The 26483-nt window shown below is 42.7% G+C and carries 23 protein-coding genes and 2 pseudogenes; 4 read left to right on the forward strand and 21 right to left on the reverse strand.

Going from position 1 to position 26483, the window contains the following annotated elements; all coding sequences use genetic code 11:
• Nucleotides 1-10: 10 nt before the first annotated feature.
• Nucleotides 11-1234 carry a hypothetical protein gene (locus HRQ91_RS06450; RefSeq protein ID WP_210118812.1) on the reverse strand — a complete coding sequence of 408 codons (1224 nt, stop codon included), beginning with the start codon at nucleotides 1232-1234 and terminating at the stop codon, nucleotides 11-13.
• A 179-nt stretch (nucleotides 1235-1413) separates the two neighbouring features.
• Here HRQ91_RS06450 and HRQ91_RS06455 point away from each other — a divergent pair, with 179 nt between their 5' ends.
• On the forward strand, nucleotides 1414-1578 hold the full coding sequence (locus tag HRQ91_RS06455) for a type II toxin-antitoxin system RelE/ParE family toxin (RefSeq protein ID WP_246473171.1): 165 nt from the start codon (nucleotides 1414-1416) through the stop codon (nucleotides 1576-1578).
• Between the two features lie 153 nt (nucleotides 1579-1731).
• On the opposite strand, the gene HRQ91_RS06460 is transcribed toward HRQ91_RS06455, so the two are convergent.
• The 13 genes and pseudogenes from HRQ91_RS06460 to HRQ91_RS06520 form a co-directional block, all read right to left on the reverse strand.
• Entirely contained in the window at nucleotides 1732-2121 is a 390-nt protein-coding gene (locus HRQ91_RS06460) for a type II toxin-antitoxin system VapC family toxin (RefSeq protein WP_210118813.1), read from the reverse strand.
• Nucleotides 2121-2333: a DUF2281 domain-containing protein gene (locus HRQ91_RS06465; RefSeq protein ID WP_210118509.1), complete on the reverse strand. Its 213-nt coding sequence runs from the start codon at nucleotides 2331-2333 to the stop codon at nucleotides 2121-2123. The genes HRQ91_RS06460 and HRQ91_RS06465 overlap by 1 nt, the downstream gene beginning before the upstream one ends.
• A 451-nt stretch (nucleotides 2334-2784) precedes the next feature.
• Entirely contained in the window at nucleotides 2785-3543 is a 759-nt protein-coding gene (locus HRQ91_RS06470; protein WP_210118814.1) for a hypothetical protein, read from the reverse strand.
• A gap of 1 nt (nucleotide 3544) precedes the next feature.
• Nucleotides 3545-4108 (reverse strand): DUF4474 domain-containing protein, encoded by a 564-nt coding sequence (locus HRQ91_RS06475; RefSeq protein ID WP_210118815.1) that lies wholly within the window; start codon nucleotides 4106-4108, stop codon nucleotides 3545-3547.
• Between the two features lie 45 nt (nucleotides 4109-4153).
• Entirely contained in the window at nucleotides 4154-4636 is a 483-nt protein-coding gene (locus tag HRQ91_RS06480) for a hypothetical protein (RefSeq protein WP_210118816.1), read from the reverse strand.
• Nucleotides 4637-5210: 574 nt separating this feature from the next.
• Nucleotides 5211-5775, reverse strand: a pseudogene (locus HRQ91_RS11840) (RHS repeat domain-containing protein); the annotation flags it as partial.
• A gap of 79 nt (nucleotides 5776-5854) precedes the next feature.
• The gene (locus tag HRQ91_RS06490; RefSeq protein WP_210118817.1) at nucleotides 5855-6115 is read right to left on the reverse strand and encodes a type II toxin-antitoxin system RelE family toxin; all 261 of its coding nucleotides are present in this window, start codon (nucleotides 6113-6115) and stop codon (nucleotides 5855-5857) included.
• The gene (gene relB, locus HRQ91_RS06495) at nucleotides 6112-6345 is read right to left on the reverse strand and encodes a type II toxin-antitoxin system RelB family antitoxin (protein ID WP_210116961.1); all 234 of its coding nucleotides are present in this window, start codon (nucleotides 6343-6345) and stop codon (nucleotides 6112-6114) included. The genes HRQ91_RS06490 and relB overlap by 4 nt, the downstream gene beginning before the upstream one ends.
• 1574 nt (nucleotides 6346-7919) lie before the next feature.
• A pseudogene (locus HRQ91_RS11845) lies at nucleotides 7920-8147 on the reverse strand (RHS repeat-associated core domain-containing protein); the annotation flags it as partial.
• Nucleotides 8148-8447: 300 nt separating this feature from the next.
• The gene (locus HRQ91_RS06505) at nucleotides 8448-9356 is read right to left on the reverse strand and encodes an RHS repeat-associated core domain-containing protein (RefSeq protein ID WP_338064296.1); all 909 of its coding nucleotides are present in this window, start codon (nucleotides 9354-9356) and stop codon (nucleotides 8448-8450) included.
• Nucleotides 9357-9380: 24 nt separating this feature from the next.
• Nucleotides 9381-9623 carry a hypothetical protein gene (locus tag HRQ91_RS06510; RefSeq protein WP_210118819.1) on the reverse strand — a complete coding sequence of 81 codons (243 nt, stop codon included), beginning with the start codon at nucleotides 9621-9623 and terminating at the stop codon, nucleotides 9381-9383.
• A gap of 129 nt (nucleotides 9624-9752) precedes the next feature.
• A complete protein-coding gene (locus HRQ91_RS06515) occupies nucleotides 9753-11714 on the reverse strand; it encodes an AMP-dependent synthetase/ligase (RefSeq protein WP_210118820.1) in 1962 nt (653 codons plus the stop codon).
• Nucleotides 11715-11729: 15 nt separating this feature from the next.
• Nucleotides 11730-13667, reverse strand: a complete 1938-nt coding sequence (locus tag HRQ91_RS06520; RefSeq protein ID WP_246473174.1) for an AMP-dependent synthetase/ligase — start codon at nucleotides 13665-13667, stop codon at nucleotides 11730-11732.
• A gap of 298 nt (nucleotides 13668-13965) precedes the next feature.
• On the opposite strand from HRQ91_RS06520, the gene thiI reads away from it, so the two are divergent.
• A complete protein-coding gene (thiI, locus tag HRQ91_RS06525; protein ID WP_420832837.1) occupies nucleotides 13966-15141 on the forward strand; it encodes a tRNA uracil 4-sulfurtransferase ThiI in 1176 nt (391 codons plus the stop codon).
• Here thiI and HRQ91_RS06530 read toward each other — a convergent pair.
• Genes HRQ91_RS06530 through HRQ91_RS06545 form a run of 4 tightly spaced genes read right to left on the reverse strand, consistent with a single transcriptional unit; the run spans nucleotide 15138 to nucleotide 21240 of the window.
• Nucleotides 15138-16295 carry an MGDG synthase family glycosyltransferase gene (locus tag HRQ91_RS06530; RefSeq protein WP_210118822.1) on the reverse strand — a complete coding sequence of 386 codons (1158 nt, stop codon included), beginning with the start codon at nucleotides 16293-16295 and terminating at the stop codon, nucleotides 15138-15140. The two genes, thiI and HRQ91_RS06530, sit on opposite strands and share 4 nt — an antisense overlap.
• Nucleotides 16296-16305: 10 nt before the next feature.
• Nucleotides 16306-18156, reverse strand: a complete 1851-nt coding sequence (locus HRQ91_RS06535; protein ID WP_210118823.1) for a hypothetical protein — start codon at nucleotides 18154-18156, stop codon at nucleotides 16306-16308.
• A 29-nt stretch (nucleotides 18157-18185) separates the two neighbouring features.
• Complete coding sequence (locus HRQ91_RS06540; RefSeq protein WP_210118824.1) at nucleotides 18186-20015, reverse strand: hypothetical protein; 1830 nt, start codon at nucleotides 20013-20015, stop codon at nucleotides 18186-18188.
• A 4-nt stretch (nucleotides 20016-20019) separates the two neighbouring features.
• Nucleotides 20020-21240 (reverse strand): glycosyltransferase, encoded by a 1221-nt coding sequence (locus HRQ91_RS06545; RefSeq protein ID WP_210118825.1) that lies wholly within the window; start codon nucleotides 21238-21240, stop codon nucleotides 20020-20022.
• A gap of 64 nt (nucleotides 21241-21304) precedes the next feature.
• Here HRQ91_RS06545 and HRQ91_RS06550 point away from each other — a divergent pair, with 64 nt between their 5' ends.
• Together HRQ91_RS06550 and priA are read left to right on the forward strand one after the other, a co-directional pair.
• Complete coding sequence (locus HRQ91_RS06550; RefSeq protein ID WP_210118826.1) at nucleotides 21305-22075, forward strand: uracil-DNA glycosylase; 771 nt, start codon at nucleotides 21305-21307, stop codon at nucleotides 22073-22075.
• Between the two features lie 172 nt (nucleotides 22076-22247).
• Complete coding sequence (gene priA, locus HRQ91_RS06555; RefSeq protein WP_476718536.1) at nucleotides 22248-24224, forward strand: replication restart helicase PriA; 1977 nt, start codon at nucleotides 22248-22250, stop codon at nucleotides 24222-24224.
• A gap of 55 nt (nucleotides 24225-24279) precedes the next feature.
• On the opposite strand, the gene truA is transcribed toward priA, so the two are convergent.
• The 3 genes from truA to acpS are packed head-to-tail and all read right to left on the reverse strand — an operon-like array spanning nucleotide 24280 to nucleotide 26464.
• Nucleotides 24280-25074: a tRNA pseudouridine(38-40) synthase TruA gene (gene truA, locus HRQ91_RS06560; RefSeq protein ID WP_210118828.1), complete on the reverse strand. Its 795-nt coding sequence runs from the start codon at nucleotides 25072-25074 to the stop codon at nucleotides 24280-24282.
• Nucleotides 25075-25077: 3 nt separating this feature from the next.
• Nucleotides 25078-25980, reverse strand: a complete 903-nt coding sequence (locus HRQ91_RS06565; RefSeq protein WP_338064297.1) for a DUF2225 domain-containing protein — start codon at nucleotides 25978-25980, stop codon at nucleotides 25078-25080.
• Nucleotides 25952-26464: a holo-ACP synthase gene (gene acpS / locus HRQ91_RS06570; RefSeq protein ID WP_210118482.1), complete on the reverse strand. Its 513-nt coding sequence runs from the start codon at nucleotides 26462-26464 to the stop codon at nucleotides 25952-25954. Before acpS ends, HRQ91_RS06565 begins: the two co-directional genes overlap by 29 nt.
• Nucleotides 26465-26483 lie beyond the last annotated feature (19 nt).

Consider the following 26483-nt stretch of genomic DNA (forward strand, 5'->3'; position numbering starts at 1 on the left):
AATAAACAAATTATTCTATAGGAGTATTTATAGGATTTTCGGACGCAGGGATTGTAACCGCAGAATTTTCAGAGGCAGAATTTTCAGCCGCAGGGGTTTTAGACGACGTTCGCTCGCGCAAAAACAACTTTTGACGCTCGGTTAAAAAGCGCTTTTGGCGTTCACGAAACGATTTTATAAGTGGATTGTCTTTTTCGAGCCGGAAAATATCGTCCCAATGCCAATTTAAATCGGAAGGGGGAAATAATGGAGGAGGATCGGGTTTTCTTCTGGAATTGGCGGAAACGGCAAGTTCCGCATAAGCGTTGGTCATTTCAATTTCCGAGACGGCTTCGGAAGATCCTTTGCGGAGCGCCATGTAGGGTTCTCCCAGCGCGCAGATGGAATATGAAGAATCGAACGTATAAGATGAAACGTCGAAAGGAGATCTTTCAACGTTACGGATTCTTACGCTGCGGCCGGAAACGCACGTGTATATCTTTGAAGCGGACGCGATGTGTTTTGCAACATAAAATGTCTTTTCTCCGTCGGAAAAACTTGCCGCCAGCGGAGAATATTCCATATCGGTCTGCCAATAGCGTATGTGATACACGGAGTCGTCGACGATGTAAAAAGACGTGAGCTCTCTTGAAATAAAAGGCTCGGAAGCTGTAATTCCGCTTGCCCTCCCCGCTCCTTTCCAATATCCGTAAAATAAATTGTCTTCGGATAAATTCACGCTTTTATCTCGGATCCAAAAATTCAAATACAATTTTCCGTCGATCACCGCTACGGGAACGTCTGCAAAACTTCTGTCGGCGTATGTAAGGCGCACTTCCCAGACACCGCTGTTTTTATCTTCCGAAACGGTTCTAAATTCCGCTTCCGCACGGCCAGTGTCCGAAAACTCTGCCAAAACGCTTTCTGCATCTAAAGCCGTCACGCTGTTTAAATCGCGTTTATTTTCCGAAAATTTTTCAGGCTCGGCAGCCCTGTCGTAATACCAGCCGTAAAGAGTTTTCAGAATTACGGCCGCATAAGAAGAATTTTTTGAGTCTTCAATCGAGGCAAAATAAACAAATCTGTCTTTTCCTTCCCATATTCCGGAAAGCAAGGCGGGGATTTGGGGCGTAAATTCTTTTTGCACGGCATGCGCCGTATCTGAAAAACGTTCCCCCGATTGCCGATCAGCTGCAAAACAATGAAGGTTATAAAGCGCCGTCAAAAAAAATACCGATATTTTAAAAATCTTCACTTTAAAAATATCGGCACAAAGTATCGGTTAATAAAGCTATGCTTTCGGCGGGAATTTCGTTCGAGCGGCTTGCCTGTTCGGAATAAAAAACTTGTGTTTTTATTTTAAATTATTTTGTAGGCTAATGCCGAAGTTCGGAAATCTCGGCTGATTTTAACAGTAAAAAAACTATATCTTCTTTGAAATGTGAAGATGATTTGAAAATTCCTCCGGGGAATAAATTTGAACATCTGCTCGGTGATTTGAAAGATTATTGTTCGATACGAATAAATGACCAATGGAGAATACGGTTTAAATTTCAGAGCAACGAAGCTTATGAAGTAAAGATTGTGGATTATCACTAAGAGAGGTTTATTATGGATGAAAAATTTGAATTGCCGAAAATCGGCGATATCATTAGAGAAGAAACCTCTTCAAAAAAAAGATTCAGGACCTTTTACTGTCTTTTTAGTCATATTTTCGCCAACTTGAAGTACCTGTCAGGGGTTTCCGTTGGTCTACCAAATAGTTTTTACATCATAAAGCGAAATGTTTGCATCGGTTGTTACAATAGTTAAGTCATTTTCGATTGCTTGTGCAATTAGAATTCTGTCAAACGGGTCATTGTGTTTTATATTTTCTTGAAACGGTAAATTTTTAACTTTATTAAAATCGTCAAGCGTAATCGGAAGTTTTCTAAATCCCGCCGTTCTGCACATTTCATCTATTTCAAAAACGGTGTGCTCAATCTCAAGTTTCTTTTTGCTTTGCTTTATAGAAATTTCCCAAAATGAAGCATAACTGTAAAAACAAATATGTGACTCAATTATTCTTCTTGCGCTTTGTGACAAACGGGAGTCTCCGAATAAATACCAAAGAATTGTATGAGTATCAAGCAGATATTTCATTACATGTACTCCGCAAAGTCTTCAAGCGGCTCATCAAAATCGGAAGACATGTAAAAATGATCATCTTTCCAAATTCCATACATTGATTTTTGCGTAGAAGCGGTATCGTCCTCCGGAAATTTCAGTTTTACCAAGCGAATAAAATCAATAACCTCACTTAAAGCTGCTCGGGGAAGTGTTTTAATCTCTTTTTCCACACTTGAGTAGGACATAATTGACCTCCTAATCGACCTTTATTATATTACATTTTTGGGAAAAAAACAGATACAAAGTTGTGTTTACGGGCGTTCTTCATAGTTGCAAGATCTTAACAGCCTTCGTGCTATGGTATGGCCGTGTAGCGTTGAACGCAGGCACTTTACACACGGTCATATCGCTGCAATCCATCACGTGCTTATATAAACGTTTCTAAAGTACTTTAAATTATTTTAGGAAGATTTTTTATGTGCGAGAAACTACTTTGCAGCTTCTGTAGAAAAAGCGTACTCGTATTGAATACATTTTTTCTACAGCTCAAACACCATGATTTTGAGCCGCTGCTGAATTGTCAAAGAACGAAACTGCAAAATATTTCATGGGATATCTTGCAGAAAATCTTTCAAACCGTTTTATTATAATGCACCAGTCATAATTGTAAAATTCTTACTTTCGGTTGTTATAGAATTATTTCACACCATCAAAAAGTTTTTGTATTTTTTCAACCATCGCTTCTTCCCCGCTCAATTTTGCCGCTTCAAGACAGCTTTCGTCTACAGCTGCTCCGTATTTCAGTAATAAATCTACTTGACTTTCCCATTGTATTCCTTTCTTTATAGCTTCATACAACGGTGTAGTCGCCTCAGCACTATTAAAATATTTAAATGCTTTTTTATCCGTAAAAAAAAGTAATTTCTTACTTTTTCCAAATGGGAAAGGATGTCCTTTCATATTCGGATCTGCCCCTGCCTCTAAGTAAGCTTGTAAAAGTCTATTGGCATCTTCAACAAAACAATTTTTTTGGAATTTGATATCGGAAGAAGACTCTCCTCGAAACTCCCTTTCTCTCTCCCAGCTCTTTAGATTCTTATTATTAAAAGAATATACTCTATCCCATATATAGGGTAATTGATTTACATGAGCTCCATTTTCAACCAGCAATCTTAAAATTATTAAATCGCTATAATTCAGCGGTTTTTCTTCAATCTTGTTATAATAATTATTAGTAAACCCCTCAATCAAAACTTTCAATGGAATACTATCAACCCAACCAGCTTCTCCCCTACATTTATTGGGATTATATCCTGCTTCAAGATGCTTTTGCACCCATTTTACATCTTCCCTATAGACAGCTACATAAAAATAATAGCTACTCAGCGGCATTTCTTGTGCTCCTAAAATAACAGTCAATAAAAGTAAGCTAATTGTTATAATTACTTTTTTCATACTATTCTTCTTGTTTAGTTCCATATCTGAAATTTACCGAATTCCTATTAATACTTATACTGACAGCCCCTTTTCCATTCCAATAATATTTTTCTGCATTTTCTTTTTCATCCTTTATTTGATCAAAAAAATTCTTAGCACTTTCTTCACCCTTAAAGTTTAGAGTAAATTCTGCTGTAAGATCATCTTTATGTCGATGATTTGTTGGAGTAAATCCTGTTGTCCAAAAACTTGGCTTCTTTTCCTTATTATTTAACAATATCTGACCATTCTTATTGTCAATAAGTTTGAATGAGGATGTCTCTATTCCCAGTTTCTTTAAATCATTTCTGTTTAGCGAACAACCTTTCGGACTATAAAGGCCTATTTCTCCTCCTGCACCTACAAGTCCATAATTACCTTTCCACATTCTTACCGTAAAGTCTTGCCCTTCTAATTTTGTAGCATTAATATTAAACCCTAACATAACTGATGCTACATCATATCCGTCAAAATATCCTGCCAATCGCTGAGGTGCATGATGGCTCCATGATAAAGGTGAAAAAATGAAATGGTACTCTCCCATGTTAGCGGCAAGATTTTACGAGACACTTTAGTATTCTCCTTTCTTTTAAACCGAAAACATAGAATTTAGCCATTGCGTTTTAAACTTAGGATATAATATAAACCCCAACCATTCTTCCTTGATACTTCCATCGGATAATTCAAACTTCACTTTTAAACTTATATATATCGGTGCATCGTCTTCCATATCATCCAAATTAAATTCTTTCGGCAAATCATATCGTTCACCTTCGGAATCTGTAGTTGAAAATAATTCATTGCTTCTATACTCAAATGTATTTTTATTGACAATAACTTCTTCAAAAGTAACGGTTTTACATAATGCATTCTTAATATCACAAGTTAGTATTAGTTTATAAGGAGGTACATCACCTCCATTTCCAATGTGGCCAAAAACATTAGCGTATATTTTAACACCATACATAAAATCAGAATGATTATTACGAAAATACGTTTTAGTTTTTGCAGGGTAAACCAAACATGAGGCCAATAAGAATGGGAGAAATAAAATATAAAAGCACTTTTTCATTTTTTTAATCCTCCGTATTGGTTTTCTTTTTGAAAAGATCGTTAAAAAAAGCACCAACCCTTTTTATACCGGAGTCTATTAGTTGACCTGCTCTATCTTCCATATTTGAAGGATCATCTTCACCGGTTCCTAATAAACCCCAAAGTAAAACATCTTCTCCATGTGTAATTGGATTATTATTTCTTCCGCGATTAAATGTTCCTCGTGCTTTAGGATCTGTAACAGGTTTGTTGTTTGTATTATCCCAAATAATCTCACCTCCCGTCTCTTTACCATCCTTAATTGTTTTGTATTTTGTAATACTTATACCTTCAACTTGATGGAAATCGTCGGCTTTATCTATTTTAAATGTTTTCAAATCTGCAGGATTGCGACCCCCTTCATCCCCAAAAGCTTCTTTCAACGCTTTCTCATTTTCCATATCTCTTAAAGGACCATTATAGTTTTGTAAATCTTTTGCTGCTACATAGCCCATCAAGGCACCTACTATACCTCCTGACAATCCGCCTATAGATATTCCTTGCGCTATCCCTTGCATGGTCATAACACATTCAACAACTCTGTAATCACGTTCACTTTTTCCATCCGGATCTATATATTTCACAGGATTATTTCCTGCATAGTGATATAGCTGTAAGTTAACGATGTTGAATATGCCTCCTTGTCCCGGTAGGCTTTGATTGTATCTCTTCGCCTCATCGTTCACAGGCGCTTGCGGAATGTACTCCCCTACCGCAGGATCCGTGGATAAACAGCGGGAGTACTTCGCATCCAAGTACCTTGCACCGTAATAGTATAGTCCTGTCTCTTCATCCTGCTCTTTTGCTGTGAACGCCGCAACCTTACGGTTGCTTCCCGAGTTTTGCGCTGCAAAACTCGTAGAAAAGAGGCTTCGATCTGAGCTCCATTTCATTTTCTGACTTCTTCTCTACCCACAGCTCTCCATACGGCGTGTATTCAATACGTTGGTATTCGTTTCCTTCATAGTCGGTAATTAGTTGTGCCGAGCCTAGGTGGTCAGGATGATAGTAGTACCTGTGATGATATTCATCGCTTTGCCCATAGCTTATATCAAGTTTACTTGTCTGCTTGGTTACGATCCTTGTCTCACCTAGATATATGTGCTTTGAATACTGCAAGCTGCAGGTAAAGAATTTTTATCCTACCGTTCCATTCCGAATTTCAAAACTGGTTTGGATCAATTATCCCAATTGTTATTTATTCATCATATACTTCTCGACGATGCCCTATTCTTACAACAGTTATCAAAAGCTTATCATCTTTTATTTCGCAAATCATTCTGTAGTCTCCTATGCGGTAACGCCACAAACCTGCAAGATTACTTTTAAGCCTTTTTCCCCTTGTTCTTGGATCCTTAAGGCCTTTAAGCTCATGGATATATTTTAGTATCTGCTTTTGAATGCTGCCATCCAGTTTCTTTAATGTTTTAAACGCAGTTTCAGAGAATTCTACTCTCATATCCCAAGCTCACTTTCTACTTCAGAGAGTGAATATACGGCTTCCTTTCCGCTTCTTACGTTTTTTACAATTTCTTCTGCAAGAAATATATCCTCCAGATCATCCAGATACTCATTAAGCAGATAGTTATAGAAAAATGAGGCAGGTCGTTTTGTAAGTTTTGCAAGTTTTTCTATTCGTGATTTACATACGGGATTTACCCTAAAATTTACTGTTGCAGTATTAGTCATATTTAGCTTCCTTTTTTGTATTACATTGTATCACAAATCTGTTTTATAATCAATAATATTTTCTTAAAATGTTCGTAATCACGAAGTAAATACAAAATCGCTCTCGCAGGACAATATTACAAAAGAATTCCGTTCTTTTCCACTTGTCGTTCAGACACAGCTTTTTACGTCCCTGAAAAATCTTAAACAAACAATATTAACAAAGCATGTTTTGTACGCATTCTTTTATGTTCATCTTCGTAAAATTGAATGGGCTAGGTAAAACTAATATATTAAAATTTTCTAAAAATATCTTGCAGCTTCTGTAGAAAAAGTACACTCTTGGCGAATATGTTTTTTCTACAGCTCAAACGCCATGATTTTGAGCCGCTGCCGAATTGTCAAAGAACGAAACTGCAAAATATTTCATGGGAATATCTTGCAGAAAATTTCTTTCAAACTGCTTTATTATAATTCATCAATGGTGAATTGTAAAAACACTTTCTTCCCTGTTGTTATGGAATTATTTCACACCTCTACTGGAACTTGTTTGGCAAGAGTAAGGAAAATGTAATGTCCACAGACGGCAGCGCAATGGGCATGTGTCTTTCATTTTGCAATAGATACTTTTGTTATGAAAAAGTTTTCCACCGGAACTTTAGATTATTTATCCGGTGAAAGCCTTTATTCGGGAGACTGCGTCAGTGACACCGTAGTTTCTTCAAAAACTACGGAGTTTAGAATTAACAATTTTTCAATTCGTTTAATAAAAAGATCATATTTAACGATTCCAATTCTTATCTATTTTTATCCAAATAAATAATAACAATGCATAAATTACAAAAAAGAGAATTACTAATATATTATCACTTACTTTTTTTCCAATAGAAAAAAACTTTGTAAGTTTTATGCTTATTAAAATAGATAGTCCTGCTGATATCAAAACAAGAAATAAGTATATTAATGCAGAAGATATCCTTTTCATGTTAGTTGTCTCCTGCAATACTATTTTTTATATCAATTATAGTTGGAACAACACTTTCTCCAACAACACCAGTTGCGCCTGCCCATTTTGGTTGATTGATATTAAACTCTTTCATAGTGCCGGTGAGGACATTACCAATCTGTCCAGAAGTTGTTGTTCCTGCAGCAATCACACCTTGTGTTACGCCACTAAATAAAGCTGCAGATAAAACACCTTTTCCCATAGTAGAAGCTATTTCTCCAAAAGATTCTGATTCCCCTTTTATTGCATGAGTCACAATATCTTTAGCACCAGCATCAACCGCACCTGCCACGGTATTAATTGCCACCGTCTTTACTGCAATTTCACCTATAGCTTGAGCTCCGGTTTTCAATCCAGCTGACGCTGCCGTAGTTACAGCTTTTGTAGTAGCATTTACGGCCAAACCTGATACACCAGATGTAGCAGCACCAATCAATGTTGATGTTCCAATAATTGCCAAAGAAGTTTTATCTGTAAAGGTATTTTTTACAGCATCTCCAAAACTTTGACCATTAATCATTCTTCCACCAATCTCTGTTGCTGCTGAAGATACGAAACCGACTGCAGCACCAATAGGAACATTTACAAATCTTCCATCCGGATCGGTATATTTCACCGGATTATTTCCTGCATAATGATATAGCTGCAAGTTTACGATGTTGAATATCCCGCCTTGTCCCGGTAGGCTCTGGTTGTGCTTCTTTGCCTCATCGTTCACAGGCGCCTGCGGTATATACTCTCCTACCGCAGGATCCGTGGATAACCAGCGGGAGTATTTCGCATCTAAGTACCTAGCCCCATAGTAATACAAGCCCACGCGCGAGACGCCGGCTATCGTGCGTGCTTCGTCCTGCTCTCCTTTAGTAACCTTAATTTGAATATTATTAATTGCTTTATTGATTAACAATTAAACACCTTTCTGTATATCCATATTAATAAACCCTCTGGTAATGCTAAAATAAATAAAAACAATACAAATCTTGAAAGCTGAATATTTTTTACTATCTGTAAAATAATATTATATAAATCAAAAATAAATTCATACTTTTTTGTCACATATAAAATAAAAATTCCATAACCAAGAATTAACAAGTAGAACCCTATTTCTTTTATAATTTTAATCATTATTTCCATCTTCGTTTTGCATCACTAAATGTGATAATATTTCCTGCCATAATCCAATAAATACATCTTTTGTCGCTTCATTTTTGGCAGTATCCGTTAATCCATTTTTTGACATATACATAATCTTCGAGACTGACTCACCAGTTAAAGAATTCTTATATGTTCCTTTTGCTCCAGTATTTGCTGTTGCTCCTGTTATAATGCCTGCAACACCTGCAATAGCAGTATTAACGCCTACATTTTCGGTCAATTCATTACCATGTATTGCATTATCTGCGACTGTGCCAACAGCGGCACCTGCCATATTAGCTGATGCATTCAAAATCATATTTGCCGCTTTATAAACTTTTACAGCATCTCCTATAGCTTTTATTGAACTTACACCGCCTGTTATGGCACCAGTGACGGCTCCACCTAAAAATGCAGCACCTACAGATTTTACATCAACATTTTTAACGGCATCTGTAAAATTTTGTCCGCTGGTCATATTAGACGCAGTTTGTACCACAAAATTGGTAGCAGTACCGGTAATACCACCTACAATAGCACCGACTACTGCTTGTGGCATACGACCGTCAGGGTCTTCATATTTTACCGGATTATTATTTGCGTAATTATATAGATGTGAAGATAAAGTATTATATATTCCTCCCCCAGGTAATTTGGAGTGATCTGCCCCTGCCACCGGAACATACTCCCCGACCGCCGGATCCGTTGACAGCCACCTTGAGTACTTCGCATCCAAGTAGCGTGCTCCGTAGTAATACAAGCCCACGCACGAGACGCCGGCTATCGTGCGTGCTTCATCTTGTTCTTTAGCTGTGAACGCCGCAACCTTACGGTTGCTTCCCGAGTTTTGCAATGCAAAACTCGTAGAAAAAGGCTTCGATCTGAGCTCCACTCCATTTTCTGACTTCTTTTCTACTCACAGCTCTCCATACGGCGTGTATTCAATACGTTGGTACTCGTTTCCTTCATAGTCTGTTACAAGCTGTGCAGAACCTAAGTGATCAGGATGGTAGTAGTACCTGTGGTGATATTCATCGCTTTGCCCATAGCTTATATCAAGTTTACTTGTCTGCTTGGTTACGATCCTTGTCTCACCTAAGTATATGTGTTTTGAATACTGCCCTTCAGGAAGTCCCGTATCAGTATGCCATGTCCACATTGTGTTAAAGTATAATGTCTCACTTGAGTTAGAAAGAGTCCATTTGGCAGCTCTGTTTCCGTCCGCACTATATGCATAGCGCGTATCATAGACAGAGTTTACGCTCCTCTGGCAAACGCCATTTAAAACTTACTTTGAAAACAGCGACTTTATCTGCTTTTCGTAGATCTTTACGACCTTGTGGCGCATGACCTCCATCTTTGCGTTTATTTCCTTGCCTTGCTCAAAGCTTTCCGGCAAAAGCACAAATTTATATATGTATTCACAGGGTCTGAAACCTTCTTCCGCACAAATACGTTTGTCAAGCTCGCCTCTTATAAGCGATTGAATTTCGTTTGATTCAAGCAGAGCTTCATATGTTTCAAACACAATACGGTTTTCTTCGGCGTACGCAATAACGGCGTCTTTTGAAGGGACGACCAGCGCTGCAATGTATTTTTGATCCTGTCCTTCAAGCACGACCGTTTCAATATAACTCGAAGTGCACGCGGCTTGTTCGATCGGCAAAGGTTCGATGTTTTCTCCGCCCAATAATACTATCGTATCCTTAGCCCGCCCTATTATTTTTATTTCATTGTCATAGGTCATCATTCCTATGTCGCCGGTGTTAAGCCATCCGTCTTTGTCGATTGTCTTTTCCGTAAGCTCAGGATTTTTGTAATAGCCTTTCATTATTTGCCTGCCTTTCGCAAGCACAAGCCCTGTTTTACCCGGCGGCAGAGGTTCTTGAGAAAGTATTTTGCCATCTTCCATAGCGACGATCTTTACCTGAGCGGAAGCATATACCTGTCCTACGCAGCCGGAACGAGGTTTGTACGGTCTCCTTACCGAAAGGATGGGACCCGCTTCGGTAATTCCGTAGCCTTCAAGCAATTTAAAATTTATCGCGTGATAAAAAGCGTCGGTGTCCGGCTGAAGGCTTCCGCCGCCGGATATCGCATAATGCATATTTCCGCCGAATTTCGCTCTGATCTTTTTAAAAATTATAAGATCGAATAAGGCGTTAATAGGCGCAAGCAATAAAAACGGAACTATGCAGACAACAGTATCGACCAATCGCATAGTTTTTCGGTAGCGGCATATAAGTCCGAACACGCGATCCTTCGCCCAGTTGTAAACTTTACCGACTGAAACGGCGGTGTCAAAAAGAGCGAGCGTTATTCCGCCCTTCTTTTTCATGGCGCTGAAAAATCCCTGTGCGACCGATTCCCACAAGCGGGGAACGCCGCACATCGTGTTAGGATGCAGCGCTTCCATGTCGGCAAGCATTACGGACGCAGCCGGGCGGGAATAAATCATTCCGTTTTTTAAAGCGATGATAAGATAATTAACGGCTCTTTCAAACGAATGCCATACGGGCAGGATGGAAAGCCAAATATCGCCCTGCTTTAGAAAAGGCAAGGCTTCGTGTATAACTTCGCACTGGGCTATATAGCTGTCATGCGACAGCATGACGCCTTTGGGATTTCCCGTAGTGCCGGACGTAAAGATGATCGTCGCAATTTCATCGGGGGATGTTTTATCCATCTCTTCTTCAACGCTTTTTCGTTCGTCTTCAGTGCTTTTACGGCCTTCGTCCTCAAGATCGATGAATTTGTGTACTCGTATGCCCTTTTCTTCCGCCAAAGACTTTATTTCGGCGTCGGCGGAATCAAATAAGACGGCGTCTTTTAACAAGGGAACTTCTTCGATCTTTTCAAGAACTTTTTGAAGCTGGCGGGCGTTTTCAAAAAAGCAAACGGCGCATTCCACGTAACTTAAAATAAAACGGATTTCGGATCCCATAGAGTCGCATCCGCGGGGGACGTCGGCCGCTCCCAGCGAAAGAAGGGCCAAATCGGTAACCAGCCATTCGCGGCGATTGTCCGAAATAAGTCCCACCCTGTCGCCCCTCTTTATGCCGAATTTCTTAAGCACGGCCGCCAACTCAACTACGCGAGTATAAACGCGGCGGTACGTATACGTATCATATTTTTTGTCGTCGTTTTTCACATATTGAAGAACCACGTCCGGACACTCCTGCATCCGGGAGCGCAGCATGAGAGGAACATTTTTACCCAAAGTTTTGTCGTTTTCCAAAATCAGAGCCATTTTAATTCCTTAATTTTATTCGTAAAGTTTTTTCATTTGACGGGCATAAATTTTTACGATCTTATGCCGCATTTTTTCCATCTTCGAATTTATTTCTTCGCCGACGGTAAAGCTTTTTTCCAAAAGCGTAAACTTAAAAATACGTTCGCAAGCTCTAAAGCCTTTTTCAGCATTTACTCTTGAATCTATTTCGTTACGGATAAGGCTTATTATTTCGTTCGATTGCAAAAGACCTTCGTAACTTTCATATACTACACGATTTTCTTCGGCATAGGCAAGGACGGAATCCTTTATAGGAACTATCAGAGCCGCAATGTATTTTTGATCTTGCCCCACCACCACTGCGGTTTCTATGTATTTGCTTGAACATACGGCGTTTTCAATCACCTGCGGCTCGACATTTTCGCCTCCCAACAAGACGATAGTGTCTTTGGCGCGTCCGGTAATCTTTATTTCATTATCCTGAGTGAGCATACCGAGGTCTCCGGTGTTGAACCAGCCGTCTTTGTCTATTACGGCTTCGGTCAAATCCGGACGTTTGTAATATCCCTTCATAACCTGACGGCCGCGCGCAAGTATGAGCCCTCGCTTTCCGGGAGGAAGCGGTTCGCTCCCGGCGATACGGCCGTCCTTTTCGGCTACTACCTTTATTTCCGCGCAGGGCATGACTTCGCCTACGCAACCAGAACGCGGTTTTTTGGAATTGCGAAGAGAAAGGACGGGCGCGGTTTCCGTAAGACCGTAACCTTCCAGCAATTTAAAACCTATCGCGTGGTAAAAAGCGTCCGTTTCGGCTTGAAGGCTTCCACCGCCTGAAATAGCGCCCGACATTTTTCCGCCGAGTTGTGCGCGGATCTTTCTAAACACCAAAAGATCGCATACGGCGTTTGGAATTATCATAAGTAAAAAAGGAATAAAGGCGTAAATCGTATCAAAGATGCGGATCGTCTTACGGTAGCGGCATATTAGGCCGAACACGCGATCCTTAGCCCACCAATATGTCTTTCCTATAGATACGGCTACGTTAAAAAACGCATAAGAAAGAGAGCCTTTTTTACGTATTTCGGAAAAAAAACGCTTGGCGATCGCATCCCAAAGGCGCGGAACGGAGCACATCCACTGAGGATGCATAGCCGCCATGTCAGCCAAAATTCTTGCCGCCACGGGCTTCGAATATACGCAGCCGTTTTTCAGAACCGGAATGAAGTACTGGAAGGCGCGTTCAAAAACATGCCATACTGGAAGAACCGAAAGCCAAAGATCGCCTTCTTTTGAATCCGGCAGGACGTACTTTATCACCTGGCATTGAACAAGAAAATTGTCGTGCGTGAGCATAACGCCTTTCGGGATTCCGGTAGTTCCCGACGTAAAAATTATCGTAGCTATGTCGTCAGACTTTACGTTGTCGATTATGTCATTTATCTCTTTTCTGTCCTCTTCGCTTGTGGAACGGCGCGCGATCTCTTCAAGATTTATATAGTTATGAATTATAATACCGGCCGCTGCGGCGCGCGTTACAAGGGCGGGATCCGCGGAATCGAATAAGATCGCATGCTTGAGACAAGGAACTTCGTCAGGTTTTTCAAGAATCTTTTCGAACTGTTTGGCGTTTTCAAAAAATGAAAATTTACATTCGGTAAAATTTAATATAAAACGTATTTCCTGTCCCGTGGAATCGCAGCCTCTCGGCACGTCGATCGCCCCGAGCGACAAAAGCGCATAATCGGTTGTCATCCATTCTCGGCGGTTGTCGGCGATAAGGCCTACACGATCGCCGTGTTTTATGCCCATTTTTTTTAACTGGCAGGCCATGTCAAGCGCCCTGCGATAGACACGTTCATATGTATAACAGTCGAATTTGTCTACTTCGTTTTTGACGGCTTGAAGAGTAACATTGGGACACTGTGCGACGCGCTTTCTGAGCATATCGGGTATGCTTTTTCCCAAAGTCATGTCATATTTACTTTTATCAAATAATAATTGGGATATCTGTCTAAAACTAACCATGTTCGTGACATTATCACACTTTTTGTCTTTATGCAAGAAAAAAAAGCAGTTCAGCTTGCGCCGGTATCCGCGCAGGACGTTTGACGCAGAGCCTAACGCATTGCCGCCCGCAACGGGCATTCACGCGGGACGCTTGCTCGCTGCAATCGCCGGTCGCGGACAAAAGCTAAGTACCCCGCCGGCCGCCGCCAATCATGCCAAACTTTGCTTGCCGTAAAAAAAACTTTAGGTTATACTGCCGTACATGACGTATCTGGCAAAGCTGGGCGAACTGACTCTGAAAAAATCGAATTTAAAAGAATTCGAGCGGCGTCTGGTAAATAACGCGCGCCTTTATCTTGAAACGGTAAGTGCAAAAGTTTCACTCATCGCGGGACGGCTTTATATTGAAACCGACGAATACGGCGAAAAAGCCGTAGAGTTCACGCTCAGCCGCCTTATAGGGATTACCGGCTGGGCAAAGGCAAGCGTATGTGAAAAAGACATGGAATCAATAAAGAAAGCCGTCCTTGAACAAGCCGTATCGGCAAAACAAAACGGAGCCGAAACATTTAAACTTGAAACAAGGCGCGCCGATAAAAATTTTCCCTTAACTTCATATGAAGTAAATTGCCGGGCCGCCGCCGACATTGACGGAAAGCTTCTTAAAGTAAACGTTCATAAACCCGACGTCGTCATAAACATTGAAATCCGTGAGAGATGCTTCGTTTATGCGGATCAAAAAAAGGGCTGCCGCGGACTTCCCGTGGGTTCAAGCGGCCACGGACTTCTTTTGCTCTCAGGCGGCTTGGATTCTCCCGTAGCCGGATACCGCATGATCCGCCGCGGAATGTTCGTAGATTCCGCTTACTTTCATTCTTACCCCTATACGTCCGAAGAGGCTCAGAACAAGGTAGAGGTTCTTGCGGAAAAAATTGCACAATACGGCATTGTAAACCACCTTCATATAATCCCTTTTACCGAAGTTCAGATGAAAATAAAAGAAAAAGCGCCCGAAGAATGGACGACGCTGATGCTTCGCGTCTGTATGATGAAGGCGGTAAATATAATATCCGGCCTTATAAAAGCTCAGTGCGTTATAACCGGCGAAAGCCTGGGGCAGGTGGCAAGCCAGACTATAGAAAACATGAGCGTGACGGAAGACGCCTGCTCCATTCAGCTTTTACGACCGCTAGTCGGAATGGACAAAGAAGAAATAATCGAGGACGCAAATTTCATAGGAACTTATGAAACCTCAATTCTACCATATGAAGACTGCTGCGTGCTTTTTTCTCCGCGCCACCCTGTGCTACGAGGAAGTGTCGAAGACGCAAAAAAAATTTACGATTCGCTTGAAGTAGACGACTTAATAAAAAAAGCCGTAGAAAACCGCGTAATAAAAAAATATCACGTAAGGAATATAGTCGAAAAGAATTTCTAAAAGGCGCTCGTTTCGTCGGCCCACTCATTTTCGTAAACAATTCCGGCGGCTTTTAAAACGTCCGTGTCGATCTTTACATCATCAAAGCGCCGGGACGTCTTTCGCGCAAGGCTTTCGTCCGTAAGTATTTCGTTTATCTTATCGAAAATTTTATCCGGGTCGCTTATGAACCACCCGAGTTTGTTTTTTACCACGTAACGCACGTTTTCAAGCTCCTGATTGTGTATGTAGCGGCATATTATCACAGGTTTTTTGCATTGCAGAACTTCCATCAATGTGGCAGGACCGGCCTTTATAACCGCACAGCTGCAAATTTTTACAAGTTCGTCCATAAAATCCACAAAACCGAAAACGTGAAGACCGAGCGAAGGGTTCTTTTTCGAAATAGCTTCAAGCTTTTTTTTGCCCGCAGCGTCGCGTCCGCAAACCACGGCAATCGCAAAGTTCGCGGAATGCGAAATACAGCGATTTATTATCTTTAATATGCCTGCAAGCCCTTCTCCTCCGCCGGCGAACAGGACAATTTTTTTACCGGGAGTAAATCCGTGCTTTATGAAAAGTTCAGTCAATTCCGCTTCCGAAAGCTTTTTTTGAAATTTAGGATCCGACAAAAAGGGTATAAGCTTTATGTGAGAAGGTTTTACGCCGCACTCCGTTACGGCTTCTTCCTTCATCCGTTCGGAATAGACTAAAAAACGGCTTTCCCGTTCGTAAAACCATGCGTGCGTTCCGTTAAAAGGATCGGTAACGACCTCGGAAACGTTTACTTTCCACGGAATATATTTTAAAACTTTGACAAGCGGAGGCGTAAGCGCAAAGTGAAAAGAAATAACGTCTGTAATGCGGCTTTTAAGTATAAACCGGCGTAGCCTTTTGGGAACGCGCACGGAAAGCCCCGCCACATACAAGGATTGTACAAAACGATGCTGCGCGGTATCGTAGATTAAAGGATAAAGACCTGGAATATAGTTACAGGCCAAAGCGTATATTTTTTCAAAGATAAGTTTGCCCAGATTGCGCCCTTCGCCGAAGCCGTGCAGCAAATGCACTTCCGTGCCGGGATATTCGTTTTCAAGCGCATTTTTTAGGGTTTTTGCGGCGCTTATGTGTCCGCTTCCGGTATTCAAATACAAAAAAACGAATTTTCTTTGCACGGCTTTCTTTTTAATAAACTAATTTTACCGAAAAAGACAGATAATTGTTAATGGAATCGTAAAGCTGATCTTCCCACGCTTTTTTAGCAGTCCTGTAGTCTCCGCCGCCCGAACGGCCGCTGTAAATGGCGTTCTGCACGCCGTTATTTATTATGTATTCCCACGTCCAGCCAAAGTTAAACGTAAAAACTCCCAACTTCATACGCGAAAGCGTATAAGACATGTCAAGACCCGCCTGTATCACGGTCATCACGTGTCCCTGGTTTAAAAGATTAAGGTGATCCCACGCGGTGTCCACATGTACGTCGTCGCCGATCAGTTTCTGCTGAGAAAAGGCGGAAGAATTTGTGGAATAGACGTCCCCTCTTTCAGTATCGATCCTGATATAGTCGTTTTTGTTGGGAACTGGCGCCTCATAAGCCGCTTGGGTTATAGGCGTTCCGTCGCTCTTTTTGACATAAAAAACACCGTCTCTGTGGGAATAATAGTTAGCCAAATAAATTTTTTTCGCTTCTTCCGAGTCTAAAGATTCATAGGCGTTAGCATGACGCATAAAATTCGAGCGCACGGTAACGTTAAAATTCTTTACAGGCCTAAACTTAGCCGAAAAACCTATCCTGTCGGAATTCGGCGGTAAAGATATGCCGATCGCAATTCCGCGGTTCATATAGTTAAAATAATTATAGCTCGTATCGGTAAAACTCTTCCCGTCCTCGTCGTAACTCCAATGAGCGTATGTGTACGGCGCAACAATCGTATAGTTCAAATTCATAAGTTCGAGCGCAGTGTCTGTCGGAGAGTATTGAATACCGCTTTCTATTCCGACCCTTATCTTTGTGTCGAACTTCAATTTCATAATATCGTTAAGGGGAAGGTCGTCCGCAAAAAAATTGGAAGACCATTTCAGTCCCCGAACGGGAGAATATTCTATGAGAAGTCCCATCTGACTGTTGTCATTCGAATCGCCTATGCCTTGGATCGCCATAAACGGAGCGGGAACCATGTAAGCGATGTCAAAGCGTTTGCCGAACACGGTAGATTCATAATACGAAATTGAAAGCGTTTTTAGCGGATTTACTCTTATGGAATGAAGAGCAAAAAATTTGTTTACTTGAGAAGACGCCATAAGATCTTCCCCGTTATTTAAAGAAGCGCCGACGGATTGAATTATATGGGAATAAGACCATGCGCCGCCGTCGTAGTAAAACGCGAATGACGGAGCGTGAAAAGCGTTGTCGCTTAAGGCAAGGTCGTCGTTTAAAAACGGTCCGAAACCGCTCCTGTTTATTCCCGCCTGAACATAAATTTTTTCAGTTCCCACGGCGACATTCGAGTTCATGTCTATGTTCAATCTGAACGGCCCGATTTCAGTGGAATCCGCGACGGTGTCGTTTTCCGAACGGGAAAAAACGGGCATTACGTCGATGTCGTCTTCGTTTACGGAATAAATGCCTAAGTCGTATCCTACGGAAACGATTGGGGAAATCATAAGATCGCCGATGACGCATGGGCCGCCGTTATACTGGCGGGTTACGGTCTTTCCCGAATAATTGTCATATTCGATCTCGTTTCGTACTCCGCCGGCAATTACGATGTGCCACGGGCGCCCCGTTACACGCTCGTAGTATTCCTTTGCTATTTCGGCATCTCGCTCGTTTCCCTTTTCGATCACCTGTGACAATATGTTTTTTATGACAGTAAGAGGATACGGGCGCAGTTGCGGAAGTTTTTCTACATATCCTTTAAGTTCCCAACTCTGCGCATGAGTATAAAACTCGTCCTGCGGATCTACGCTTAAGTGAGCAAAGGCGACTAACGCCGTAAACATAAAAAAAAGCGAAGCGAATACTTTTTTATTCATCTGTATGTAAACTCCGGTTTTAAACTTATCTATTTTATAATCGACCATTTGACGGCAAAGGCTATTTCAACACCCTTGTCGGTTTTACCTGTCTTATTACCGTTATTGAAAATTATAACATAGGACGGTACAAGAGTAAAAGAAAAATTGTCCCAAACTTTCCACGTTCCGCGCAAACTCAGGCGGTTGGTATATTGGGGCGTTCCCGTAGGAGCGACAGCGTACTTATTGCGTCCGTTGCCGTCGGTGGGATAAGCCCATTTATCCTTGTTGGCCATGTCAAAGTAGACGTCGGTTCCGCCCCATTTAAAGCCGTCGTTATGAAAAACTCTCGTTCCGGAATTTTCACCTTGGCACAGATAAAGATATGTCAAGTTGACCGACCAGCCGTTTATTCTTTTTCTGCCGAAATCTGCAGCCTCAAGCGAATCGGCTGACCGCACATCGGCGTTCCGTTTGAAACCTGAGTTTTCATATCCTAACGTTATACTGCACGCGATAGCGTCCGGGCCGAAAGGAGAACCCACCCACTCGTAAAACGGCTTTTTATCGCCTATGTTTTCCTCGTAAGTCCGGCACAGCGACCAGTCCGGGCTTTGCTTTATGTACAGGTACGGATTGGCGTAATATCCTTCGACGCCGAAATGAAAGCTCCCGCCGCCCGACGGAATAAAAGATTCAAAGCCCAACTGACCTCCCATCGAATTGGGGGTGTTATCGTCCGGATAGTTGGAAGTTTCATATGCGGTCTGAAACTGGTTCATTGCAAAAAGTCCGTAAAAGCGGACATTTTTCATCGGCGCGTATTGGATTGAAATCCCTAAAAATTCACAGTTATGGGAATCTTCGGCATCCGCGCTTGTCGCCTTATAGTCGCGCCAAGGGGCGGCTCCGTGAAAGACCGTAAGAGGATTAAAATATCGCAATTCCAGTTCGGCGTTTGTCAAAGTGGATTCCATAACCGAAACGGTAAGTTTTTTAAAAAATCTGAACTCCAGGCGATGAGAATACATGTATTTGTCAACGTTAAGCTGAGTTACAAGCATCGTGTACTTAAAATTCGGCGAGTAAAACGAAAGCTGCCCGTAAGAAGCCTGCGTCATGAAGTCGGAATATATTACGCTGCCCGTCTGCGTGCGGCCGATCGAAGTTTCGCCCATCCCAAGCTGAAAACTCAATCCTGAAAGATCCGTAAATTTAAATCCGGTAGAACCGTACGCCGCATGCGGAAAATTTATGTCAAAATCATCGGCGGATAAGGGCGCGTTAAAATAATTGTCCGAATGTTCCATAGCGCATTGATTTTGTCCCAGATAAAGATCCATAAACATGGTCGCATAATCGCTTACCGAAAGTATGACAGGAACGTCTATGAAAGGCCTTCTTTTGTAACGATCGTATACCCAATCGATATCATCGTTTGATTTGTAATACGATTGGGGATTTATCGAAGGATCGATCCCGAGCGATAAAACATCCGAATCGAACGAAAGATATTTTTTTGAAAAATACTCTCGGATTCGAGCGTATTGATTTCGCCCGGAGAGACTCAAAGAATCAGGATCGATTTCATACAGATATGATTTTATTTCGCCGATCGTAAGAGGCGTATTGTCCGTAAATTGAACTATACCGCTTTCAAGCGCAACGGCGGTAAGGGCGTCGTAAACCCACGAATTCGGCGCGACAAGCTCGTTTTCTCCGCGGCGGGACACAGAGCGGCGCGGCGCTGACAGTTCGGAGGGGATCATGCATTCCGCTATCTCTTCGGCTACGAGACCGAAAGCAAAAAAACAAAGCGAGAGCGCACAGAATAAAAATTTGTGGAAACCTCTTATGCCGTAATCCTTACCGCACATGTTTTTATCTTTCCTCTTTTTTTAACTTTATGGCCTTTTCATAGCACAAAACCAAATCCTTTACGAGAGCGCCCATAGACCACTTTTTAGCCCATTCCAACGCTTCCGCCGATTTTTTTCTGTGCAAATAGGGATTTTCGATAAGATCGCAGACCCGCTCGGCAAATTCTCCTACGTCGTTTTTGACCATAAACCCGCCGTTGTCTCCCTGCATCACGTCGAGCGTTCCCATCTCTCCAATAGCTACTACGGGCAACCCGTTCATCATAGCTTCGACGGTAACAAGGCCTTGGGTATCGGTAAGACTCGGAAATACGAAAACCGAAGCGTGCTTGTAATAATAAAGCAGATCCGTGCGAGCCGCATAACCTGTAAAGATCACATCGTCTCCGAACCCCCGTTCCGCTGCAAGTTCTTTTAATTCTTCAAGGTAAGGACCGTCGCCCACAAACATTAAAGCCGTTTTGTATTCCTTTTGTTTTACAAGTTCAAACACGTTCAACAAAAATGCAAGATTTTTTTCTTTTACTACCCTTCCTACATACAAAAGGATTTTTTTATCCGCGATCGACGGATAAGAGGAAAAAATCTGAGAATGTATTTTAAGATCTCTTTCAAAACTGTATTTAAATATCCAGTCGGGGATTCCCGTGGGTAAAAGCTCGACTTTTCTGTCAACGCCGTATTCTTTTACGACATCGGCGATCCGCTGCGTCGGCGCGATTATGACGGTAGCCCGTTTAAGATAGAATTTGACTATTTCCCTTCCGATTTTTCTCGTGGAAGCTTCGGGCAAAAAAGAAACATAGTTATAAAGATAATCCTCCCACAAAGTGTGAAAAGTGAAAACATAAGGAATGTGCCTGTGAAGAGCGTATATCGCTCCGAAATATCCCACGACCCATTCGGAATTTATATGGATTATGTCGGGGCGGAATTTATCCATTGCCTTTTTTAAAAAGATCCATTTGTCGAATCTTGCGACGCGGTCTTCTTTTGACCAGATCAAACTCGTAGAAGGAATTCGAACTATCTTAAACGGGGTTTTTAAATCCTCCACCTTTTCGTCAAACAGCGCGCTTTTTTGCTGTTCTTCCGAATATTCAAGACATACTACGCATACATTGTGACCAAGATTCGTCAATTCAAGCGCATAAGAATGAACGGAAATCGCGACACCATTAATCCTCGGAAGATAAGCGTCGGTAAACATCGCAATATTCATATTTTCTAAATACTACAGCATTGTTGCACGAACGGCAAGCAATATGCTATCCTTAAAAACACAGATGAATTCCTCCGACAAAAATATTATTTACACGCTTCTAAAAACAGCCTCCGATCATATTTACGGATACGGATCCCCCGATTTTCCGGACGAACCTCCGGTTTTTTATGACGATCTTGAAAATTGCGCCATAGAAGAAAAAAACGCACAGTCAGGGCAGTTTGCCGCAGTATCCGTAGAATCCGTTTCAAAGAAAATTTCCGAATGCTCCCGCTGCGCTTTAAATTCTACCAGAAAAAACACGGTTCCGGGCGAGGGAGTCTTACATCCCGTCGTGCTTGTAGTAGGAGAAGGACCGGGCGCAGACGAAGACGCTACGGGAAGGCCGTTTGTAGGCCCTGCGGGAAGGCTTTTGGACAAAATGCTTTTATCGATTTCGCTCGACCGCAAAAAAAACTGTTTTATCGCGAACATCGTAAAATGCAGACCGCCTAATAACCGCGATCCTAAGCCTGAAGAAGCGGAAGCATGCCGGGCGTTTTTGGAAGCCCAGATCACCCTCCTAAAACCTGCGATGATCCTCGCCGTCGGGCGCATAGCTTCTCAAAATTTGCTTAGAACGGAAACCGGCATAGGGCGCCTCAGAAATACGTTCCACGACCTCAACGGAATTCCCGTATTGTGCACATATCACCCCAGCGCCCTCTTAAGAAACGAGGATCTCAAGCGCCCTGCGTGGGAAGACCTAAAAATGTTCAGAGACAAGCTTCAATCTCTCGTTCCCGGCTATGAAAATTATACGGACACGTTTTTTTCACCGTCCGTACAGTAAAGAGGCAATGTAAATGCTTTATCTTGATATTGCCGTAAATGTGCCTATCAATCAGACATTCACATACTCGTTTCAAGAAGGCGCCGACGATTCTTCCGCAAAGAGAGAGTCTTCCGACTCGGCTTCCGCAGCCAGTTCGCCTTCTGTTGCGGCGGCTCTTTCTGCAGCAAATATGCCTTCCGCAAAAAAAAAATCCGCCAAAGGAATCCCTGAAGTCGGAAAAAGAGCCGAAATTCGATTCGGCAGCAGAAAGACCACGGGGTTCATCGTCGCCGTCCACGAAAAACTTCCGCAAAATTGTCCGGTCGAAGAAGATAAGATAAAACCCGTCATAAGAATACTTGACGATCAGGCGCTTTTCGGCGAAGAACTTTTGTCGCTCGCTCTTTGGATGTCGAAATATTATCTTTGCTCGCTGGGAGAAGCCATAGCCGCAATGCTCCCTACCGGAAAACGGGAAAGCGATGCAGGAGGCTTTTCATACGCCGAAGAAATTCCCGACACAAGCCCGAGGAAACTGTCCGAAGAGCAAAGCGCCGCCGTCGAAGGTATTTTTACGGAAAAAAAGGACAAAACATACGGAGTTCCGGACAAATTTCACTATTTATACGGAAAAACCGGCTCGGGAAAAACGGAAGTTTTTCTTCAAGCGGCCGAAAAAATTCTAAATCAAAAAAAGGGCGTAATATATTTGGTTCCGGAAATAGGCTTGACACATCAAGTGATAGAAGCCGTATCTCAGCGTTTCGGCGGCACGGTTGCGGTTTTGCATTCAGGGCTTACTCCGAGTCAAAAACTCAGCGAATGGCGCCGCATACTGAATAAGCAAGCGCGAATCGTCATAGGAGCCAGAAGCGCGGTCTTTGCGCCTGTTCCGGATCTCGGGATCATAATAATCGATGAAGAACACGACGCTTCTTATAAATCGGGAACGACGCCGCGCTATCACGCGCGACAGGCGGCAATGTTCCGATCGACAAGATTATCTATCCCTTTGGTTATGGGAAGCGCAACGCCGTCCGTGGAAGCGTGGCACCTTATGCAGACCGGCGCCATAAGGCGGCACGTTCTTACTAAGCGGCTCGCCGGAGGCGACATGCCGGACATCCGCTGCGTGGATTTAAGCAAACAAAAGATAAGCGGCTGCATTTCAAATAAACTCGCAGAAGAAATACGTTCCACAATAGAAAACAAGCGTCAAGTAATACTCTTTCTTAACAGACGCGGCTTTACACATTTTTTCCGCTGCCAGAGCTGCGGCTATGAAATGATATGCAAAAACTGTTCGGTTCCTCTCACTTATCACAAAAATGAAAACCGTCTCATGTGCCATTACTGCGGGTGGTCTACGGAAGTTCCCGGGGAATGCCCCAGATGTTCTTCGTTTGACGTAGGTTATTCGGGCTTCGGAACCGAATTTATCGAAGCCGAAGTGAGGGCAAAATTTCCGGCTGCGCGTATTGTCCGCGTAGACACCGACAGCCTTACAAAAAAGGGAGAATTACAGGAAAAACTTACGGCTTTTAAAAACGGCGATTTCGACATTATGCTCGGCACTCAGATGGTCGCAAAGGGACTAAATTTTTTGAACCTTCAGCTTGTGGGCATTGTTTTAGCCGATACGGGACTTCACCTGCCGGATTTCCGCGCGTCGGAAAGAGTTTTTTCATTGATAACGCAGGTAGCCGGACGCGCAGGCCGTTTTTCGCCCGACGGCAAGGTGATTGTGCAAACCTATAATCCCGACCGCGCTCCGATATATCACGCGGTAAACGGGAATATCGAAAAATTCTACCTTGAAGAGCTGGAAATCCGCAAGGCCTTGGGCTTTCCTCCTTATTCAAGATTGATAAGACTTGTGTTCAGATCGCCTTCAAAAACAAGCGCGGAAAACGCTTCCGAAGAGGCGTTTTCCATACTTGAAAATTCGATCGCAGATCTTTCCGGAAGACACGGCGATCAGGCGCAAATACTCGGCCCGTCGGAGTGTCCCATTGAAAAGATCGCGATGAACTACCGGTATCAGATATTGCTTAAAGGTAAAAACATATCCTTCCTTCAAAAGCTCGCTTTTCATCTGTTAAACGATTTTAAACGTCCTCAGGAAGTCTACATCGAAGCGGACGTGGATCCCGTAAACCTTCTTTAGACTATTTCTTTAGAGACCGAAAGACCATACGAGCGCGTCGCCGCCTAACACAGAGTCACACATGGCGCCGAACGCCGTCAAATTTTATCTGCCAAAGGAAGAGTCCCTGCGCAGGAGCGGTTACGCCGGCCATGCTTCTGTCCCCGGATTCAAGAACTTTTTTTAAAAACAAAGCGTCTTTTCCGTCACGTTCAAATTCGATCAATGTACCGACTATCGAACGAACCATCTTCCACAAAAAAGCGTTAGCTTCGATCTCAAACATAAGAAAATTTCCGGACGGGAAAGCCGAAGAATAAGAAAACGCCGCTCTTTCCACATAACGCTTTGTGGAAACGCTTTTATCGCCGGATGCGGCGAAGGCGGCATAATCGGTTTCCCCTAAAAGACAGGCGGCCATTCCATTTAAAGCTGAAATATCGGGCTTTCTGTGAATGAACCACACATAAGGCATTTGATTTGCAAGAGGAGTTTCATCTTCCGCAATATAATAGCGATAAACCCGGCTTGTCGCGCTAAAGCGGGCGTCGAACTTCTCGGAGACTTCCCGCGCTCCGATAATCCGTATATCGTACGGAAGCATTGCATTTAATGCGGGAATATAATTGTTTACCGGAATTGAATCGATGGGTGAAAAAAAATTTGCAGCCTGTGCGGCGGCGTGCACCCCGCTGTCCGTACGTCCCGAACCGTGAAGTATGATACGGCGGCTTGTGTGAAGTTTTTCAAGCGCGGCTTCAATTTCAGATTGAACGGTGCGGACGGGCTTCAGATTTGCCGAGTGATCCTGCCGCTGCCATCCGCAAAAGTTCGTCCCGTCGTAAGAGATCGTAAGAAGGATGTTTCTCAAATCTTATAAATCTCCGACCGAAATATTCGTACTGTCTTCAAGTTCCTTTGTCATATTGTCGTAAAGCGTACGCGAATTTTCAAGCAGCGGCCCGGGTTTGTTTTTTGACGATTTTCCCAGTCCGAAAATTCTCGCTATGGCAATCTTGTATTCGTTGAGTTTTTTTAAGCGTAATTCGTGATCTTCTTTTTGACCGTATTTGTATTCAAGCTGGCCGCACAGATAAATAACGCCGTCCCAGCCGTAATTTTTGTCTATGTCCGGACCGAAATTCGAAATCGAAGAACTCTGTTCAACCCGCGCAGACTCGTTTATAACGGCCTGCTGGTAAAAGAAGACCGCCTTTCTCACGAACACTTCAGCCATAACTTCAAAATTATGCCCCGGAACGGCAAGCTCGAGATCCCTGCAAAGCCACGAAAGCCTAAGAGAAATTATCGCCTGTTTTATCGTAGGAACATAGGCCACATTCATCTTTTCATAAGTGAGAAGAGCAAGATAATACATGGCGGCGCCGTCGTACAAACTGCGTTCGTGTTCCAAATTAAAATACGGGAACACCTTATTTACCTGTTCCACGCGTGTTTCTTCGTCGTCGTAAATGCGGTTTATAGTCTCTTTGTCAGTGAGCTTTGTAAAATCGTCCCAAAACATCGCAGTGTGGCAGTGCGGGCACGCACCCACGGCGTAAATAAGCGGATACACTTTGCCGAATCGAGCGGACGGTTCAAAAATACGGTGCAGCTCATCGGTAAGTGCTCCTGCGATCATTCTGCCGTTGCCGGTAAACATTTCTTCATGAGCAAATTCTCTAGTACAGACGGGACACAGGCATTTTTGTTTTGTCCAATAAGATATGACGGCTTTTTTTTGAACCTTAGGCTTGCTTTTGGACCGAATCATCATTCCTCCGTTTTTCAATCACAACAAATGCGACGGCATAATCCGCTTCGTGACTCAGCGTTACAAAAATCTCGGCGTTTTTGCATCTTTTTTTTAACAAATCCAAGGCCTTGCCCCGCACACAAAGAAAAGGTTTGCCTTCTTCATTTTTTTTAATAAATACGTCTTTGAGAGCGAACCCCGTTATACCTGTTCCCAAAGCCTTTGAAAAAGCTTCCTTTGCCGCAAAGCGCACCGCATAATACCGGCATAAATAATTTTCACTGCGCAGATCGCCGTCTTTACTCGCGCAGCCCTCCCCGCTTCTATGTGATTTTTCACCGCCGGAAGAATTCCCGTCTGAAGAAAAATTTTTTACACCGTGAAATTCTTTATCCCCGCTATGCATTTCTTCATCGCAAAAAAACCTTGAAATCAAGTGAGGATCTTTTAGCCAGTTTTTCATGCGGTCGATTTTAACTATGTCAACGCCTATCCCGTAAATCATAACACAATTTTCAAATTTT

The sequence above is a fragment of the Treponema parvum genome, from assembly GCF_017893965.1.
Lineage (GTDB): Bacteria > Spirochaetota > Spirochaetia > Treponematales > Treponemataceae > Treponema_D > Treponema_D parvum.

What these genes read in the sequence shown, in the direction of transcription:
- HRQ91_RS06515 (WP_210118820.1), bottom strand. Translation starts at nt 11,714, where the DNA reads ATGGCTCTGATTTTGGAAAACGACAAAACTTTGGGTAAAAATGTTCCT.
- HRQ91_RS06470 (WP_210118814.1), bottom strand. Translation starts at nt 3,543, where the DNA reads ATGAAAAAAGTAATTATAACAATTAGCTTACTTTTATTGACTGTTATT.
- HRQ91_RS06480 (WP_210118816.1), bottom strand. Translation starts at nt 4,636, where the DNA reads ATGAAAAAGTGCTTTTATATTTTATTTCTCCCATTCTTATTGGCCTCA.
- HRQ91_RS06520 (WP_246473174.1), bottom strand. Translation starts at nt 13,667, where the DNA reads ATGACTTTGGGAAAAAGCATACCCGATATGCTCAGAAAGCGCGTCGCA.
- HRQ91_RS06465 (WP_210118509.1), bottom strand. Translation starts at nt 2,333, where the DNA reads ATGTCCTACTCAAGTGTGGAAAAAGAGATTAAAACACTTCCCCGAGCA.
- HRQ91_RS06540 (WP_210118824.1), bottom strand. Translation starts at nt 20,015, where the DNA reads ATGTGCGGTAAGGATTACGGCATAAGAGGTTTCCACAAATTTTTATTC.
- HRQ91_RS06550 (WP_210118826.1), top strand. Translation starts at nt 21,305, where the DNA reads ATGAATTCCTCCGACAAAAATATTATTTACACGCTTCTAAAAACAGCC.
- HRQ91_RS06460 (WP_210118813.1), bottom strand. Translation starts at nt 2,121, where the DNA reads ATGAAATATCTGCTTGATACTCATACAATTCTTTGGTATTTATTCGGA.
- acpS (WP_210118482.1), bottom strand. Translation starts at nt 26,464, where the DNA reads ATGATTTACGGGATAGGCGTTGACATAGTTAAAATCGACCGCATGAAA.
- HRQ91_RS06475 (WP_210118815.1), bottom strand. Translation starts at nt 4,108, where the DNA reads ATGGGAGAGTACCATTTCATTTTTTCACCTTTATCATGGAGCCATCAT.
- HRQ91_RS06510 (WP_210118819.1), bottom strand. Translation starts at nt 9,623, where the DNA reads ATGTGGACATGGCATACTGATACGGGACTTCCTGAAGGGCAGTATTCA.
- relB (WP_210116961.1), bottom strand. Translation starts at nt 6,345, where the DNA reads ATGACTAATACTGCAACAGTAAATTTTAGGGTAAATCCCGTATGTAAA.
- HRQ91_RS06545 (WP_210118825.1), bottom strand. Translation starts at nt 21,240, where the DNA reads ATGAATATTGCGATGTTTACCGACGCTTATCTTCCGAGGATTAATGGT.
- priA (WP_476718536.1), top strand. Translation starts at nt 22,248, where the DNA reads ATGCCTTCCGCAAAAAAAAAATCCGCCAAAGGAATCCCTGAAGTCGGA.
- HRQ91_RS06535 (WP_210118823.1), bottom strand. Translation starts at nt 18,156, where the DNA reads ATGAATAAAAAAGTATTCGCTTCGCTTTTTTTTATGTTTACGGCGTTA.
- thiI (WP_420832837.1), top strand. Translation starts at nt 13,966, where the DNA reads ATGACGTATCTGGCAAAGCTGGGCGAACTGACTCTGAAAAAATCGAAT.
- HRQ91_RS06565 (WP_338064297.1), bottom strand. Translation starts at nt 25,980, where the DNA reads ATGATGATTCGGTCCAAAAGCAAGCCTAAGGTTCAAAAAAAAGCCGTC.
- HRQ91_RS06490 (WP_210118817.1), bottom strand. Translation starts at nt 6,115, where the DNA reads ATGAGAGTAGAATTCTCTGAAACTGCGTTTAAAACATTAAAGAAACTG.